Annotated in this window: 22 protein-coding genes; 15 read left to right on the plus strand and 7 right to left on the minus strand. The window is 56.7% G+C overall.

Annotated elements, in window-relative coordinates:
* The 4 genes from rplP (at position 1) to H9646_RS04500 (ending at position 1,548) form a co-directional block, all read left to right on the plus strand.
* A complete protein-coding gene (rplP, locus tag H9646_RS04485) occupies positions 1-417 on the plus strand; it encodes a 50S ribosomal protein L16 (protein WP_191722133.1) in 417 nt (138 codons plus the stop codon).
* An 11-nt stretch (positions 418-428) separates the two neighbouring features.
* On the plus strand, positions 429-626 hold the full coding sequence (gene rpmC, locus H9646_RS04490; protein ID WP_191722134.1) for a 50S ribosomal protein L29: 198 nt from the start codon (positions 429-431) through the stop codon (positions 624-626).
* A gap of 9 nt (positions 627-635) precedes the next feature.
* Positions 636-905, plus strand: coding sequence for a 30S ribosomal protein S17 (rpsQ, locus tag H9646_RS04495; RefSeq protein WP_191722135.1), 270 nt, complete (start codon positions 636-638; stop codon positions 903-905).
* Positions 906-1,041: 136 nt separating this feature from the next.
* Positions 1,042-1,548 carry a peroxiredoxin gene (locus tag H9646_RS04500; RefSeq protein WP_191722136.1) on the plus strand — a complete coding sequence of 169 codons (507 nt, stop codon included), beginning with the start codon at positions 1,042-1,044 and terminating at the stop codon, positions 1,546-1,548.
* Between the two features lie 60 nt (positions 1,549-1,608).
* Here H9646_RS04500 and H9646_RS04505 read toward each other — a convergent pair whose 3' ends face one another.
* The 3 genes from H9646_RS04505 to H9646_RS04515 form a co-directional block, all read right to left on the minus strand.
* Complete coding sequence (locus H9646_RS04505; RefSeq protein WP_191722137.1) at positions 1,609-2,193, minus strand: hypothetical protein; 585 nt, start codon at positions 2,191-2,193, stop codon at positions 1,609-1,611.
* Between the two features lie 72 nt (positions 2,194-2,265).
* Complete coding sequence (locus H9646_RS04510) at positions 2,266-2,709, minus strand: GNAT family N-acetyltransferase (RefSeq protein WP_191722300.1); 444 nt, start codon at positions 2,707-2,709, stop codon at positions 2,266-2,268.
* Between the two features lie 123 nt (positions 2,710-2,832).
* Entirely contained in the window at positions 2,833-3,516 is a 684-nt protein-coding gene (locus H9646_RS04515; protein ID WP_191722138.1) for a cytochrome b/b6 domain-containing protein, read from the minus strand.
* Between the two features lie 200 nt (positions 3,517-3,716).
* On the opposite strand from H9646_RS04515, the gene H9646_RS04520 reads away from it, so the two are divergent.
* A complete protein-coding gene (locus tag H9646_RS04520) occupies positions 3,717-4,127 on the plus strand; it encodes a c-type cytochrome (RefSeq protein ID WP_191722301.1) in 411 nt (136 codons plus the stop codon).
* A 92-nt stretch (positions 4,128-4,219) separates the two neighbouring features.
* Here H9646_RS04520 and H9646_RS04525 read toward each other — a convergent pair whose 3' ends face one another.
* Positions 4,220-4,723 (minus strand): TlpA disulfide reductase family protein, encoded by a 504-nt coding sequence (locus H9646_RS04525; RefSeq protein ID WP_191722139.1) that lies wholly within the window; start codon positions 4,721-4,723, stop codon positions 4,220-4,222.
* A 127-nt stretch (positions 4,724-4,850) separates the two neighbouring features.
* Here H9646_RS04525 and H9646_RS04530 point away from each other — a divergent pair, with 127 nt between their 5' ends.
* From H9646_RS04530 to ptsP, 4 genes are all read left to right on the plus strand, one after another.
* Complete coding sequence (locus H9646_RS04530; RefSeq protein WP_191722140.1) at positions 4,851-5,423, plus strand: hypothetical protein; 573 nt, start codon at positions 4,851-4,853, stop codon at positions 5,421-5,423.
* A gap of 93 nt (positions 5,424-5,516) precedes the next feature.
* A complete protein-coding gene (locus tag H9646_RS04535) occupies positions 5,517-5,978 on the plus strand; it encodes a PTS sugar transporter subunit IIA (RefSeq protein WP_191722141.1) in 462 nt (153 codons plus the stop codon).
* A complete protein-coding gene (locus H9646_RS04540; RefSeq protein ID WP_191722142.1) occupies positions 5,947-6,216 on the plus strand; it encodes an HPr family phosphocarrier protein in 270 nt (89 codons plus the stop codon). Before H9646_RS04535 ends, H9646_RS04540 begins: the two co-directional genes overlap by 32 nt.
* Before the next feature lie 85 nt (positions 6,217-6,301).
* Positions 6,302-8,065 (plus strand): phosphoenolpyruvate--protein phosphotransferase, encoded by a 1,764-nt coding sequence (ptsP, locus tag H9646_RS04545; protein WP_191722143.1) that lies wholly within the window; start codon positions 6,302-6,304, stop codon positions 8,063-8,065.
* A 375-nt stretch (positions 8,066-8,440) separates the two neighbouring features.
* Here the strand turns inward: ptsP and lipA are convergent, their stop codons facing one another.
* The 3 genes from lipA to H9646_RS04560 are packed head-to-tail and all read right to left on the minus strand — an operon-like array spanning position 8,441 to position 10,435.
* Entirely contained in the window at positions 8,441-9,421 is a 981-nt protein-coding gene (gene lipA / locus H9646_RS04550; protein WP_191722144.1) for a lipoyl synthase, read from the minus strand.
* A 10-nt stretch (positions 9,422-9,431) separates the two neighbouring features.
* A complete protein-coding gene (gene lipB / locus H9646_RS04555; protein WP_191722302.1) occupies positions 9,432-10,124 on the minus strand; it encodes a lipoyl(octanoyl) transferase LipB in 693 nt (230 codons plus the stop codon).
* 20 nt (positions 10,125-10,144) lie between these two features.
* Positions 10,145-10,435 carry a YbeD family protein gene (locus H9646_RS04560; protein WP_191722145.1) on the minus strand — a complete coding sequence of 97 codons (291 nt, stop codon included), beginning with the start codon at positions 10,433-10,435 and terminating at the stop codon, positions 10,145-10,147.
* A 282-nt stretch (positions 10,436-10,717) separates the two neighbouring features.
* Here H9646_RS04560 and H9646_RS04565 point away from each other — a divergent pair, with 282 nt between their 5' ends.
* Genes H9646_RS04565 through atpA form a run of 6 tightly spaced genes read left to right on the plus strand, consistent with a single transcriptional unit; the run spans position 10,718 to position 15,033 of the window.
* A complete protein-coding gene (locus H9646_RS04565) occupies positions 10,718-11,194 on the plus strand; it encodes an ATP synthase subunit I (RefSeq protein WP_191722146.1) in 477 nt (158 codons plus the stop codon).
* A 21-nt stretch (positions 11,195-11,215) separates the two neighbouring features.
* Positions 11,216-12,079, plus strand: a complete 864-nt coding sequence (gene atpB, locus H9646_RS04570; protein WP_191722147.1) for a F0F1 ATP synthase subunit A — start codon at positions 11,216-11,218, stop codon at positions 12,077-12,079.
* 46 nt (positions 12,080-12,125) lie between these two features.
* Positions 12,126-12,374 carry a F0F1 ATP synthase subunit C gene (gene atpE, locus H9646_RS04575; RefSeq protein WP_091458130.1) on the plus strand — a complete coding sequence of 83 codons (249 nt, stop codon included), beginning with the start codon at positions 12,126-12,128 and terminating at the stop codon, positions 12,372-12,374.
* 35 nt (positions 12,375-12,409) lie between these two features.
* Positions 12,410-12,880: a F0F1 ATP synthase subunit B gene (locus H9646_RS04580; protein ID WP_191722148.1), complete on the plus strand. Its 471-nt coding sequence runs from the start codon at positions 12,410-12,412 to the stop codon at positions 12,878-12,880.
* Between the two features lie 9 nt (positions 12,881-12,889).
* Entirely contained in the window at positions 12,890-13,429 is a 540-nt protein-coding gene (locus tag H9646_RS04585) for a F0F1 ATP synthase subunit delta (RefSeq protein WP_191722149.1), read from the plus strand.
* 44 nt (positions 13,430-13,473) lie between these two features.
* A complete protein-coding gene (gene atpA / locus H9646_RS04590; RefSeq protein ID WP_191722150.1) occupies positions 13,474-15,033 on the plus strand; it encodes a F0F1 ATP synthase subunit alpha in 1,560 nt (519 codons plus the stop codon).

A 15,033-nucleotide genomic window follows, 5' to 3' on the forward strand; every position in this document is an offset into this window, starting at 1 on the left:
ATGCTGCAACCTGCACGCCGTAAGTTCCGTAAGGAACACAAGGGCCGCAATACCGGTATCGCTACACGTGGCAACGCAGTTGCTTTCGGCGATTTCGGTCTGAAGTCTACCGACCGTGGTCGTCTGACAGCTCGCCAGCTGGAAGCCGCTCGTCGTGCGATTTCGCGTCACGTTAAGCGTGGCGGCCGTATCTGGATTCGTGTGTTCCCCGATAAGCCAATTTCCACTAAGCCTGCTGAAGTGCGTATGGGTAATGGTAAGGGTAACCCCGAGTACTACGTTGCCGAAATCCAGCCCGGCAAGATCATCTACGAAATCGTGGGTGTGTCTGAAGAGCTGGCCCGTGAAGCGTTCCGCTTGGCTGCTGCAAAGCTGCCTCTGCGCACAACCTTCGTTGCCCGTCACATTGGTGAATAAGGAGAGATCACATGACTAAAGCTGCTGAACTCCGCCAAAAAGACGTGGCCGCTGTGGAAGCTGAAGTGAAGTCCTTGCAAAAGGCTCACTTCGGTCTGCGTATGCAAAAGGCCACGCAACAACTTGGCAACACTGCCACGCTCAAGGCTACACGCCGCGACGTAGCTCGTGCCAAGACCATTCTTGCTGAAAAGCAAGCCGCCAAGTAAGGAGCCGACATGACGGAAGCTAAAACATCCCTCAAGCGCACCTTGGTTGGCAAGGTGGTAAGCGACAAGCGCGCTAAGACAGTAACCGTAATGGTGGAGCGTAGCGTTATGCACCCCCTGTACGGCAAGATCGTGGTTAAGTCCTCGAAGTACCACGCTCACGACGAGCAAGGTGAATTCAAGATGGGCGATACCATCGAAATCACCGAAAGCCGTCCGCTGTCCAAGACCAAGAACTGGGTTGCAACCCGCTTGGTGCAAAAGGCTGCTCTGGTTTAAGCGTTCAACCGCTTTGACTGCATAGTCTTAAAAAGCGACCCACAATGTGGGTCGCTTTTTTGTTTTCTGCCCTGTCCCCATGCGTTTTGCAGCGGGGATACAAGCAAGGCAATTTCTCGTTAATTGAAAGACACACATGATCAAAGTTGGAGACACACTGCCCGCAGTGAAGCTGATGGAATACGTGGAAGTGGAAGGCAATGGCTGCAGCATTGGCCCCAACCCCGTAGAGCTGCCACAAGCGTTGGCTGGCAAGACCATTGCGCTGTTTGCAGTGCCCGGTGCCTTTACTCCTACGTGCTCGGCGCAGCATCTGCCTGGCTATATCGAGCAAGCAGACGCTTTCAAGGCTGCTGGTGTGGATGAAATCTGGTGCGTGGCCGTGAACGATGCCTTTGTCATGGGCGCCTGGGGCCGTGATCAAAAAGCAACCGGCAAGGTTCGCATGATTGCCGACGGTGATGCCGCTTTGGCCAAGTCGCTGGGTCTGACTTTGGATTTGAATGGCAAGGGGCTGGGTCTGCGCAGCAACCGTTACTCCATGCTGATCAAAGATGGCAAAGTCGTCACTTTGAATGTGGAAGGTCCTGGCAAGTTTGACGTCTCGGATGCCAATACCTTGCTGGAGCAAGCCAAGGCTTAAGCTTGCGTATTACGTAAGCACATTAAGAAAGCGCTGCAGTTGCAGCGCTTTTTATTTGGGCTAATCGCTCGGACCTTCACGTTTGGGCAGGGGGGCAGCGAGAGCACCATGCTCGGGTCTCCATCGCCCTGTTTGCAGTACCTGTGCCACTCCGCGCGAGCGCGCTTCCTGCTCCACGGTATTGCGCCAGTTGTTGAGCTCTTGGCTGCGCATATCACTGCTTTGCACCTGTAAAACGGTACGCAGACACTGCATCAGGCGCTGGACCATGGCGGAAGGTTGCGCGCCCGGCCTCATCCAGCGGTAGCCAGCAGAGGCTTCGGCCCCTAAGTGAGTAGAAAACCGTTTCAGCTCAATCGGGGATGCTGAGCGCATGAGGTCAAAAACTTCAGAGGCATGGGGCTTGGCAGGGAGCAGGGCTTGCACTAGCTCGGGGTGCTGTACCAAAAGCCGTACCAAGAGTGCCAGTGAGGGATCACTGACTGGCTCCTCGGGTGCGTTGCGCACCATGTCTGTCCAGCGCGTGATGGACAGGTTCAGCAGCCAGATCGTGTCGTGTGTACTCAGGCCAAAAGCTAGACGCAACGTTTCCAGGTCACGCCCAATGACGGGGCGGTTTGATGGAATCAGACTGGATTGGAGCATGCACAAAGCCTTGGGATTTTCAGTCAGGATGCATGCGTGAGCCGCCGCAGATGTGGGCATCTGTGCATGGCATTAGAAAATATTGGCTTTGAGGTAGTGCGCCCCGGGGATGGGGTTGTAGTAGTACGGCTCAATGCTTTCAAAGCCCAGGTCAGTGTACAAGTTGCGCGCGGCTTCCATGTCATCCAGGGTGTCGAGCAGCACGCTGGCATAGCCCGCTTGACGGGCTGCATCCAGTGTGGCTTCGGCCAGCTGACGGCCCAGGCCAAAACCGCGAAAGGCTTTGCGCACATACAGGCGCTTCATTTCAGCAGCGTTGGCTGTGTCAGCGCTATCCAGTGGCCGCAGGGCGCAGCAACCTGCCAGCGAGCTGTCAACGTACGCGAGCAAAATCACACCGCGAGGGGCAGCGTAGTCACCGGGAAGGTGAGCAAGCTCATGCGCAAAATTTTGAAAAGCCAGATCAAGCCCCAGGCTGTCTGCGTATTCGCTAAACAGCTGGGCTGCGCTGGTCATCTCCTGGGCGGTGGTGGCAGTTTCTATGGCCACACAGTGCTGGTCCACGTTCAAAACAGGGGTGCTTTAGTTGGAAGAAACAAGTCCACAGTGTAGCCACACAGGGGCAGCAGGGACATAGGGTTAGAACGTGGCCCGCGTCCACACCCAATAGGCCATCACAGCGCAAGCTGCTGCAAAGAAGAATGCGGGCAGCACAGCGGCCCAGCCATCGCGGCTGGGAGGCAAGTCTTGTGGCTGATTGAGCTTGTCACCGTGCAGCATGGCTGCAACCAATGGCTTGCGTTTGACGATGCGGTAAAAAACCAGCGCGACAATGTGTAAACCCAAGATGGCATACACCAGCCATTGGCCCCAGCCTTTATGCCAGACGCTGGCCCACGCAATGGTGTCACCCGAGACGTAGCGTACCAAAGAGCCTGCAAAAGCAATTTCATCATCGCTGACCAGCCCTGTGCCCACTTGCATGCCCAAAATGAGCAGCATGGCGATGACCGAGAGTGCCCCGAGCGGGTTGTGGCCAGCATTGTCTGCAGGTGTGCCTTGGCCTTGGAGATAGCGCACCAAGCGCGCCGGGCTGGGGATGAAAGTGGTAAAGCGTGACCAGTAGCCACCCGAAAAGCCCCAGATGATGCGAAATAGCAGCAAAGCCAGCACAGCATGGCCTAGACGCAAGTGCCACTCCATGGCGTTGCCGCCGATTTGGGCGGTGACGATCAAGGCGGTGGTGCACAAAGCCAGCAACCAGTGAAAGAGGCGGGTGGGCAGATCCCAGATGCGCAGGCGAGGGGTGGTGCGAATACTCATGCGGTGACTGTACGGGGTGAAGGGTGGCAGTTGCTGCGGAGCGTCAAAAAAATGTCAATGGCTTGGGCAACTGCGCTGGCACAACGACAATCCCTGTGGATTGCTCGATTATGTCGGTCTGTTTCATCACAAAAAAAGGAAGTTCCCACGTGTCATACAAAACCTTGTCTACGCTTGCTTTGGCCTTGTCGGCTGCTTTGATGGGTGTTTCGGCTTCTGCCGATACGTTGAAGTTTGGCAAGACAGAAGACGCCATCAAGTACCGTCAAAACGCCTTGTTCGTCATGAGTCAGCATTTTGGCTCGCTAGGTGCTATGGCCAATGGCCGCGCGGAATTCAACGCCGATCTGGCCAAGCAAAACGGTGCGGTGCTGCAAACGTTGGCCGCCTTGCCTTGGCAGGCGTTTGGGAAAGGCACCGAGGGCGGCAAGAGCAAGCCCGAAATCTGGAAAGAAAAGACCAAGTTTGACGACCATGCCAACAAGTTCGTGGCAGAAGCCGGCAAGCTGGGCGCCGCCGCAAAGACTGGCGATCTGGCGCAGCTGAAAGCCGCTTTCGGCCCTGCAGCGCAAACTTGCAAGGCTTGCCACGACGTTTTTCGCAACCGTTGATTGCGGAAGTTGCCCAAGCCAGGACCTGTAAGGCACTGGCATAAAAAAGAGCTACCAGCGCTGGCAGCTCTTTTTATTGCACTGTGGCTTGCTTAAGCCTGTGCAAGGAGTTTTTCGATCAGCTTGTGCAGCTCTTCAAAATTGGGCTGACCAATATAGGTCTTCACAATTTCACCTTGTTTGTTGACGATGTAGGTAGTGGGGGTCAGCTTCACATCGCCCCAGGCCTTGGCCACGGCACCTGTGTTGTCCAGCGCCACGTTAAATGGCAGCTGGCGCGATTGGGCAAAGTTCACCACGTAGCTCGGCGGGTCGTAGCTCATGGCTATGGCCAGCGTGTCAAAACCCTGGTCTTTGTACTTGTTATGGGTGGCGATGATTTCGGGCATTTCTGCCACGCAGGTCACGCAGCTGGTAGCCCAGAAATTGACCAGGGTGACCTTGCCTTTGAGGTCATTGGTGCTTTTGCTGGAGCCATCGAGCAGCACAAAATTGGACTGCGGTGCGGTTTGCGAGCTGTCGCTCAAAAAGACATAGCCGCCCACGCTTGCGAAAGCTGCAAGCACCACGCCTGCCACGATGTGTTTGATTGCCATAGCCTCTATTGTGCCCAGTTGAGATAAATGTAGCTGGGCAAGCCCGAGCATTGTTCTAAACGATGGAGTGAAATAAGCGGGGAAAGTTCGCTATCCAGTTTGGGGCATGACTGCCGATAATGCAGATATGAGCAAAATCCAAACCCTGATGCGTTGCGCAATGGCTGTTGCCACTGCGGTGGTGTTGACCGCCTGCGGCGAGCAGGGGCCGCAACTGACGTGGCAGCCCGTGTCGCTGCAAGATGCCCATTTGGAGATGAAGTTTCCCTGCGATCCGCAGTTTGCGCGCACGCCGGTGGATTTTGGAATGGAAATGGGCAGCGTGCCTGTCAACATGATGGGCTGTGACGCGGTGGACTCCACGTTCGCGCTATCGCACTGGCTGCTCGAAGATGGCAAGCAGGCGGACGACGCGCTGGCATTTTGGGAAGCCGCTGTGCTCTCGCGGCTGCAGGCCGTGGATGGCAAAGACGACAAAAGTGGCGCTCCCTTTGTGCCTCAAGGCGCTATGGATTTGCCACGATCCATCCGCGCGACGGTGCAAGGCATTGGCCCAGCCGGGTGGACGGTGACCACCCATGGCGTGTGGTTTGCGCGCAAGGAAGGCGACAAAGCCCGCATTTTTCATGCGGTGGTGTATGCACCCAAACCCGCGCACGAAGCGGCAGGTACTTTTTTCAAAAGCATTGCACTGAAATAAAGAGCGCTGGTGTGTGTGGCTGACTGCCATGCAGGCCTATGCTGCAGGTGCAAATACAGTGCTGCGCGCCATAATGGCGATGAAAAGATACCTATGACTACGACTGCCAACCACATTCTGTTAATTGCCCATGCACCTTTGGCGCAAGCCTTGCGCGAGTGTGCGCTGCACGTGTTTGCAGACTGTGGGGACGATGTCAGTGTGCTGGATGTGCCTCCCAACGAAAACCCTGAAATCACGCTGCAAGTTGCGCGGGTGCTGCTGGCCCAAAGCGGCGCTGAGCGCACGCTGGTGCTGTCAGATGTGTTTGGGGCCACACCCAGCAATGTGGCGCACCGTTTGGTAGAAGGCAGCGCTGCGCGTTTGTTGGTGGGGGTGAACTTGCCCATGCTGCTGCGCGCACTGTGCTATCGCCATGAACCATTGGAGCAGCAAGCCGCTCGCGCATTGGCCGGTGGCCAGCAAGGCATGCTGCAAGTGGGGTGCGGCAATGCGCCCCAAAACCAGACTTCCCGGAAAGAACATGGTCAAGACAGAGATCACCATCAGCAATAAATTGGGTTTGCATGCACGCGCGTCTGCCAAGTTGACCAAGCTGGCAGGCAGTTTTCCGTGTGAAGTGTGGATGAGCAAGGGCGAGCGGCGCATTAACGCCAAAAGCATCATGGGCGTCATGATGCTGGCGGCGGGTGTGGGCTCGGTGGTAGAGCTGGAAACCGACGGAGACCAAGAGCAAGAAGCGCTAGATGCTTTGGTGGCACTCATCAACGATAAGTTTGGTGAAGGCCAGTAAAGCTGTCGCGCAGACTTGAGTCTGCCGTCTTTCCCTTCATCAAGACTTGCATTCGGCGCGGCACAAAGCCGAAAAGGACAAAGGCATGACATTTGCCATCCATGGATTGCCGGTTTCACGCGGCATAGCGATTGGCCGTGCGGTGGTGGTTGCAGCCAGTCGCGTAGAGGTTCGCCACTATTTCATCGAAGCCTCGCAGGTGGCCACCGAGCTGGCGCGCGCACGCAAGGCACGCGATGCCGTGATCGATGAGCTGCAGCGCCTGGTCAGCGACTTGCCCGAGGATGTGCCGGGGGAATTGGCCGCCTTGCTGGAGGTGCACCTCATGCTGCTGCAAGACGAGATACTGACTTCGGGCGTGCGCCACTGGATTGCCGAGCGGTTGTACAACGCCGAGTGGGCGCTGGTAACGCAGCTGGAGCAAATCTCGCGTCAGTTCGATGAGATGGAAGACCCTTACCTGCGCGAGCGCAAAGCCGATCTGGAGCAGGTGGTGGACCGCATCTTGCGGCATATGCGTGGCATTGCAGCCAGCCCGGTGTCGCAACCACCAGCGGTGGCACAAGACGGCATGCAGCCGGTGCTGGAAGGCATGGCCGATGCGCCCCTGGTGCTGGTGGCGCAAGACCTGTCGCCTGCGGACATGCTGCAATTTAAGCGCAGCGTGTTTACCGGGTTTGTCACGGCCGTCGGGGGCAAGACAAGCCACACGGCCATTGTGGCGCGCAGTATGGATATTCCGGCTGTTGTCGGGGCACGCGCTGCCAGCCAGCTGATTCGCCAGGATGACTGGATCATCATCGACGGCAACGCTGGCATTGTGCTGGTTGATCCTTCACCGATCGTGCTGGAGGAATATCGCTTTCGCCAGCGACAAGACGTGCTGGAGCGCCAGCGTCTGGCCAGGCTGCGGCATACGCCTTCGGTCACTTTGGACGGGCAGAAGATTGAGCTGCTGGCCAACATTGAACAACCGGACGATGCTGCCGCTGCCGTGCATGCAGGCGCCGTGGGTGTAGGCCTGTTTCGCAGCGAATTTTTGTTCATGGGCAGGGAGGGAAAACTGCCCGGTGAAGAAGAACAGTTTGCCGCCTACAAGGCAGCGGTAGATGGCATGCAAGGCTTGCCCGTGACCATTCGCACCGTAGATGTCGGGGCAGACAAGCCACTGGACAAGAAAAGCTCTAAAGATGCATCGCTCAACCCTGCGCTGGGTTTAAGGGCCATCCGCTGGAGCTTGGCAGAACCGGCCATGTTTCGCACCCAGTTGCGTGCCATTTTGCGGGCGGCTGCTTTTGGCCGAGTGCACTTGCTGTTTCCCATGGTGTCGCACTTGCACGAGGTGCACAGCATCGTGGCCCAGGTCAAACTGGCGCAGGCCGAGCTAGATGCTCGTGGCGCAGCTTACGGCATGGTGCAGTTGGGCGCGATGATTGAGATTCCTGCTGCCGCCATCATGGTGCGCAGTCTGCTCAAGCACTTTGATTTTGTCTCGATCGGCACCAATGATTTGATCCAGTACACGCTGGCGATTGATCGTGCTGATGAAGCTGTGGCGCATTTGTATGACCCGCTGCACCCTGCTGTACTGGGTTTGGTGGCGCAGGTGATTGAAGCGGCCAACGACATGGGCAAGCAAGTGTGCGTGTGCGGAGAGATGGCCGGTGACGCGGGCATGACGCGCCTTTTACTGGGGCTGGGGCTGCGCAGCTTTTCCATGCACCCGGCGCAGATATTGAGCGTTAAGCAAGAAGTGCTGCGTGCCGATACGCGCAAACTGCAGCCTTGGGCCCAGCAGGTGCTGTGCGCCGATGCACCGGCGGCCATGCTCGAAGATGTGGGTAAATAACCGTTGGTCGGGCGATGACCTTGTTTGCGAAGAAACTATTTGCGATTAATTCTCATTCAGTGTTATAGTTCACTCACTGAGTCCGCTAGACATTCTCTGGTGGGGAAGCTCCAAGGACTGCAGTGGTTTTAAGTTTCATCGTGGGGCGACAAGCAGGCCTGTAAAGCCTGTAAGTCGTTTTTTGCCAGCCAGCGGATTGCCCGGTTAGCCACGCATTTTTTCTTGCGATGCAACGTCAGGTACACAAAATGAGAGCTATTAGCGCATAAGACCAGGCGCTTTCAAGTATGAATGACTTGTAAAGCAAGGCTTGATCAGCGGTAGTAGCTACAAAAAAAGCAACCTTTGGGTTGCTTTTTTTGTGGGCAGCGTGCTTTAAACGCCGGCTGCGTGGGCTTGCTCGTCGGCGTGGTAGCTGGAGCGCACCATGGCGCCTACGGCTGCATGCGTGAAGCCCATTTTGTAGGCTTCTTCTTCAAACATCTTGAACGTGTCGGGGTGTACGTAGCGACGCACTGGCAGATGGCTGTTGGTGGGCGAGAGATACTGGCCAATTGTCAGCATCTCGATGTCGTGCGCACGCATGTCGCGCATGATTTGCAAGATTTCTTCGTCGGTCTCGCCCAAGCCCACCATGATGCCGCTCTTGGTGGGAACGTTGGGGTGCAGTGCCTTGAACTTTTTCAGTAAATTGAGCGAGAACAGGTAGTCCGAGCCGGGGCGCGCTTCCTTGTACAGGCGGGGCGCTGTTTCCAGGTTGTGGTTCATCACATCGGGCGGGGCTGCCTTCAAAATCTCGAGGGCGCGGTCATCGCGGCCGCGGAAGTCAGGCACCAAAATTTCAATTTGCGTCAGTGGCGACAGCGCGCGAATTTGCTGAATGCATTCCACAAAGTGGCCAGAGCCGCCGTCCCGCAGATCATCGCGGTCCACGCTGGTGATCACTACATATTTCAGGCGCAGGCGGGCAATGGTCTCAGCCAGCTTGCGCGGCTCGTCCACATCCAGCGGGTCGGGGCGGCCATGCCCCACGTCGCAAAACGGGCAGCGACGCGTGCACTTGTCACCCATGATCATGAACGTGGCCGTACCTTTGCCAAAGCACTCGCCAATGTTGGGGCATGACGCTTCTTCGCAAACGGTGTGCAGCTTTTGCTCGCGCAGGATGTCTTTGATTTCGTAAAAGCGCGTGGTGGGGCTACCCGCTTTGACGCGGATCCAGTCCGGCTTTTTCAGCGTTGGCGCGTGCTCAACCTTCACGGGAATGCGTGAAAGTTTGGCGGCCGCCTTTTGTTTGGCCAAGGGGTTGTAGTTTTCGGCGGACTGCGCTTCGCGCACGACTTCGTTGCTGCTCATGGTGTAGGTCTCAGGGCGCGAGGCGGGTGATCAGCTGGTTGCCGAACACTTGAGCCACCTCGTTCCAGGTTGTCTGGACGCCAATTGTAGAAAGATCAACAGTTGCCATCTCTGTATAACCGCAAGGGTTGATACGGCGGTAAGGCTCCAGGTCCATGGCCACGTTCAGTGCCACGCCGTGGTAGGTGCAGTGGCGGCTGACTTTGATGCCCAAGGCCGCAATCTTGCCCAAACCTGTGAAGTCTGGCTGCGGGGCGGGGTTACTGGCGTCACGGTGCTGCGGGCGCTGCGCCAGCATGGCATGGCTGCGTGGGTCGTCCAGTCGCACATAGATGCCAGGGGCGCCACCTACGCGGTGACCTGTGATGCCGTAGTGCGCCAAGGTGCGGATCACAGCTTCTTCCAGGCGGTAAACATACTCTTTAACGAAATAACCCCTGCGCTGCAGATCAAGCAGCGGATACGCCACCACCTGCCCAGGCCCGTGGTACGTCACCTGGCCGCCACGGTTGGTAGAGACGACCGGAATGTTGCCGGGCACCAAAACATGCTCGGCTTTGCCTGCCAAGCCTTGTGTGAATGTGGGGCTGTGCTCACACAGCCATAGCGCGTCAGCAGTAGATGCATCGCGGCTGGCGGTGAAGGTCTGCATGGCCGTGTTGCAGGCGGCGTAGTCCACACGCCCGAGCAGCCGTGCGTCCATAGCCGGTGGCGGCAACTCGTTCAAAGAACAACCTTCACCATGGGGTGGCTGGTCAAAGCACGGTAGAGGTTGTCCAGCTGTTCACGGCTGGTGGCGGTCACGGTAATGGTGACGCCCAGATATTTGCCGGTGCTGCTGGGGCGCAACTCCACCGTTGCTGCATCAAAGAAAGGGTCAAACTCTTTGGCGACCTGGGTGATGGCATGAACAAAATCATCCGCATGCAAACCCATAACCTTGATAGGAAACAGGCTGGGGTATTCGATCAGTGAGTCCTTGCGCGGATCGGTGCTAGCGGAAGTGTCGGTCATGGTGATGATGGGGTTGGAAGCAAAGGGTTTTGCTTGGTACGTCGGTCATTGTGCGCTATGGTTGCGCCGCTGGTCTCAGGACTGAATAAACAGTCCTAAATGTCATTCTTTGAGGCTGCGCAATAGGGTAAGCCCACGATCTTGTTGGCATCTGGATACATGCCTGCGAAAATTGTCCGTGAAAACCCCCGAACGATGTCGGAGGTAGCCGGTTCAAAACGGGTTTCTACGTATAATCAGAGGCTTTGTAAAAATTCCGATTGAGTTTTGGCTCGTGAACACATGAAACATCAAGCCCCTGAATCGGAATTTGAGGACGAAGAGCCGCAAATCAAGCCCCTGACGCCTGAAGAGGCAGCAGAGTGGCGCAAACGGCAGCCCAAGATGTCCATGTGGCGTGTTTTGGCTGTGCAAGCACTGGTAGGTGTTGCGGTTGCGCTGGTGGCTTGGTGGTTTGTGGGTCGTGCCGCTGGATGGTCTGCCGCTTATGGTGCGCTGGCTATCGTGCTGCCCGCTGCGTTGTTTGCCCGAGGTGTCGCGCGCAACAGTGGTCGTGCAGCAAATGCGCCGGGTGCGATCGCAAGGCTTTTTGCCTGGGAATTTGTCAAGCTGGTGCTGTGCATTGCCATGTTGGCGGCAGCACCAGGTTTGGTGCCAAACCTGCATTGGCTGGCGTTGCTGGCAGGAATGGTTGTAACGATGAAAACGTACTGGCTGGTCTTGCTTGCAGGGCGAGCCAGTGTCCGAAAAACCGATTGATATTGAGAGAAGAGTTCACAGATGGCAGCCGACGCGCACGCTCCAACAGCAAGTGAATACATTGTTCACCACTTGCAGCACCTGCAAAATATCAAGCAGAACTCCATCATCGATTTCTCGGTGGTGAACCTTGACTCCGTGGTGGTTAGCTTTATCTGCGGCGCGATCGGTTTGTTCGTGTTGTGGCTGGCCGCTCGCAAGGCAACGTCTGGCGTGCCAGGCCGTTTTCAGGCTGCAGTCGAAATGCTGGTCGAAATGGTGGACAACCAGGCCAAGGCCAACATTCACAGCGCTGAATCGCGCAAGTTCATTGCGCCTTTGGCGCTGACCGTGTTTGTCTGGATTTTCCTGATGAACGCCATGGACTTGTTGCCCGTCGATTTGCTGCCTTTGTTGTGGCAAACCGCCCAAGGCGATTCGCACGCTTACCTGCGTGTTGTGCCTACCGCTGACTTGTCGACAACACTGGGCCTGTCCACCGGTGTGCTGCTGCTGTGCTTCTACTACAGCGTAAAGATCAAGGGCGCAGGTGGCTGGGCCCACGAACTGGTGACAGCACCTTTCGGTACTTCCAAGAATCCTGTCTTCGCTCTGATTTTGGGCGTGATTAATCTGCTGATGCAGATCATTGAATATGTTGCCAAGACTGTCTCGCATGGCATGCGACTGTTCGGCAATATGTACGCTGGTGAGTTGGTGTTCTGCCTGATTGCCCTGATGGGTGGCGCGGCTGCCATGTCTCTCTCTGGTGTGTTGCTCCCTGTGGGGCACATCATTGCAGGCTCTATCTGGGCGATCTTCCATATTTTGATCATCACCCTGCAGGCCTTCATTTTCATGATGCTGACGCTGATTTATCTCGGCCAGGCGCATGAAGCCCACTGACCTTCCCCTTTCAACTTCAACTTTCCTTTAATCTCTAGGAGTCATCATGGAAAACATTCTCGGTCTCGTCGCTCTGGCTTGTGGTTTGATCGTTGGTCTGGGTGCTATCGGCGCTTCGATCGGTATTGCTCTGATGGGCGGCAAGTTCCTGGAAGCCTCGGCTCGCCAGCCTGAGCTGATCAACGAACTGCAAACCAAGATGTTCATCTTGGCCGGTCTGATTGACGCTGCTTTCCTGATCGGTGTTGCTATCGCTCTGCTGTTCGCTTTCGCCAATCCCTTCGTACTGGCCTAAGCTCCGATCAACGCCCTAGAAAGAAAGGTGTTGCCGTGAGTATTAACGCGACCCTGTTCGTTCAGTGCATCGTCTTCCTGATCTTGGTGCTGTTCACGATGAAATTCGTGTGGCCCCCGATTGCGAAGGCCTTGGATGAGCGAGCCCAGAAAATCGCCGATGGCCTCGCTGCTGCCGACAAGGCCAAGTCCGAGCTGAGCGCTGCTAACAAGCGCGTTGAGCAGGAACTGAGCCAGACGCGCAACGAGACAGCATCGCGGCTTGCGGACGCCGATCGCCGCGCCCAGGCCATCGTTGAAGAAGCCAAGGCCCGCGCGACAGAAGAAGGCAACAAGATTGTTGCTGCTGCCCGCGCCGAAGCTGAACAGCAAGCTATTGCTGCCCGTGAAGCGTTGCGTGAGCAAGTGGCTGCATTGGCTGTCAAGGGCGCTGAGCAAATCCTCCGCAAGGAAGTGAATGCCAGCGTCCATGCTGATCTGCTCAGCCGCCTGAAGACAGAGCTGTAAGGAAGCAACATGGCAGAACTCGCCACCATTGCCCGCCCTTATGCTGAAGCATTGTTCAAGGCCAGCTCCGTCCCCGGTGTTGACTTGAACAGCACTGTCGCTTGGGTGGAGGAATTGGCGGCGATTGCCGCTAATCCGCAATTGCGTCAACTGGCCGACAGCCCCAAGGTGACGGTCGAGCAAGTGCTCGGCGTCATCACTGGCGTGGCCCGTTCGGCTTTGCCCGATGCCGCTCGCAACTTCCTGCGCGTCATCATCGAAAACGGTCGTCTGGACGCACTGCCCGAAGTGGCTGTGCAGTTCCGCGGCATCGTTAACCGCCTCAATGGCTCGTCCGATGCTGTTGTTGTCAGCGCTTTCCCGATTGAGGAAGCCGCACTGAACGACATCAGCACAGCGCTGGAAAAGCGTTTCGGTCGCAAGCTGAACCTGTCTGTCGAGATCGATGCATCTTTGATTGGCGGCGTTCGTGTGGTGGTGGGCGACGAGGTGCTGGACACCTCCGTTAAGGCTCGTCTGGAACAAATGAAAGCGGCCCTCACTGCGTAAGCAGATTGAGGTCTCGGCTAACCAAAAGAAAGAAGGAAAGAGTCATGCAACTCAATCCCGCAGAAATTTCTGAACTGATTAAGAGCCGCATCGAAGGGCTGGAAGCTAATGCCGATATCCGTAACCAAGGCACGGTCGTGTCGGTTACGGACGGTATCGTGCGCGTGCACGGCTTGTCGGACGTGATGCAAGGCGAAATGTTGGAATTCCCCGCTTCGGCAGATGGCCAGCCCTCGTTCGGCTTGGCACTGAACCTGGAGCGTGATTCCGTCGGTGCAGTGATCTTGGGTGAGTACACCCACATCGCTGAAGGTGACACTGTCAAGTGCACCGGTCGTATCCTGGAAGTGCCCGTGGGCCCCGAACTGATCGGCCGCGTGGTGAATGCACTGGGCCAGCCTATCGATGGCAAGGGTCCAATCAACGCCAAGATGACCGACGTGATCGAAAAGGTTGCACCTGGTGTGATCGCACGTCAATCCGTGGATCAGCCTCTGCAAACCGGTATCAAGTCGATCGACTCGATGGTTCCAGTGGGCCGTGGTCAGCGCGAGCTGATCATTGGTGACCGCCAGACTGGTAAAACAGCTGTTGCGATCGACGCGATCATCAACCAAAAGGGTCAGGGCGTTACCTGTATCTACGTTGCAATTGGTCAGAAGGCTGCTTCTGTCAAGAACGTGGTGCGTGCGCTGGAGCAAGCTGGCGCGATGGAATACACCATCGTTGTGGCTGCTACCGCCTCTGAATCGGCTGCCATGCAGTACGTGTCGGCCTACTCGGGTTGCACAATGGGCGAGTACTTCCGCGACCGCGGTGAAGATGCTCTGATCGTTTATGACGATCTGTCCAAGCAAGCTGTGGCTTACCGTCAGGTATCGCTGCTGCTGCGTCGCCCACCAGGACGCGAAGCGTTCCCTGGCGACGTGTTTTATCTCCACTCGCGTCTGCTGGAGCGTGCCGCTCGTGTGAACGCTGACTATGTGGAAGCCTTCACCAAGGGTGAGGTCAAGGGTAAGACTGGTTCGTTGACTGCACTGCCTATCATCGAAACACAAGCGGGCGACGTGTCTGCTTTCGTTCCTACGAACGTGATTTCGATTACTGACGGTCAGATTTTCTTGGAAACCAGCCTGTTCAACGCCGGTATCCGTCCTGCGATCAACGCCGGTATCTCGGTGTCCCGCGTGGGTGGTGCTGCTCAAACCAAGCTGGTCAAGGGCCTGTCCGGCGGTATCCGTACCGACTTGGCTCAGTACCGTGAACTGGCTGCGTTCGCGCAGTTCGCCTCCGATCTGGACGACGCAACCCGCAAGCAACTCGATCGTGGTGCACGCGTGACTGAACTGCTCAAGCAGGCTCAGTACTCGCCATTGAGCACTGCCTTGATGGGCGCTACGCTGTTTGCCGTGAACAAGGGCTTCATGGACGACATCGCAGTCAAGCAAGTGCTGCCTTTTGAAGCTGGTCTGCACCAGTTCCTGAAGACCAGCCATGGCGCACTGCTGGATCGTCTGAACGAAAAACGTGCTTTCGACAAGGAAGGCAAGGACGAAGCTGAATTGAGCGCGGCTATTGCTGCGTTCAAGAAGTCGTTCGCTTAA

This window comes from Comamonas avium (assembly GCF_014836675.1).
Taxonomy (GTDB): domain Bacteria; phylum Pseudomonadota; class Gammaproteobacteria; order Burkholderiales; family Burkholderiaceae_C; genus Comamonas; species Comamonas avium.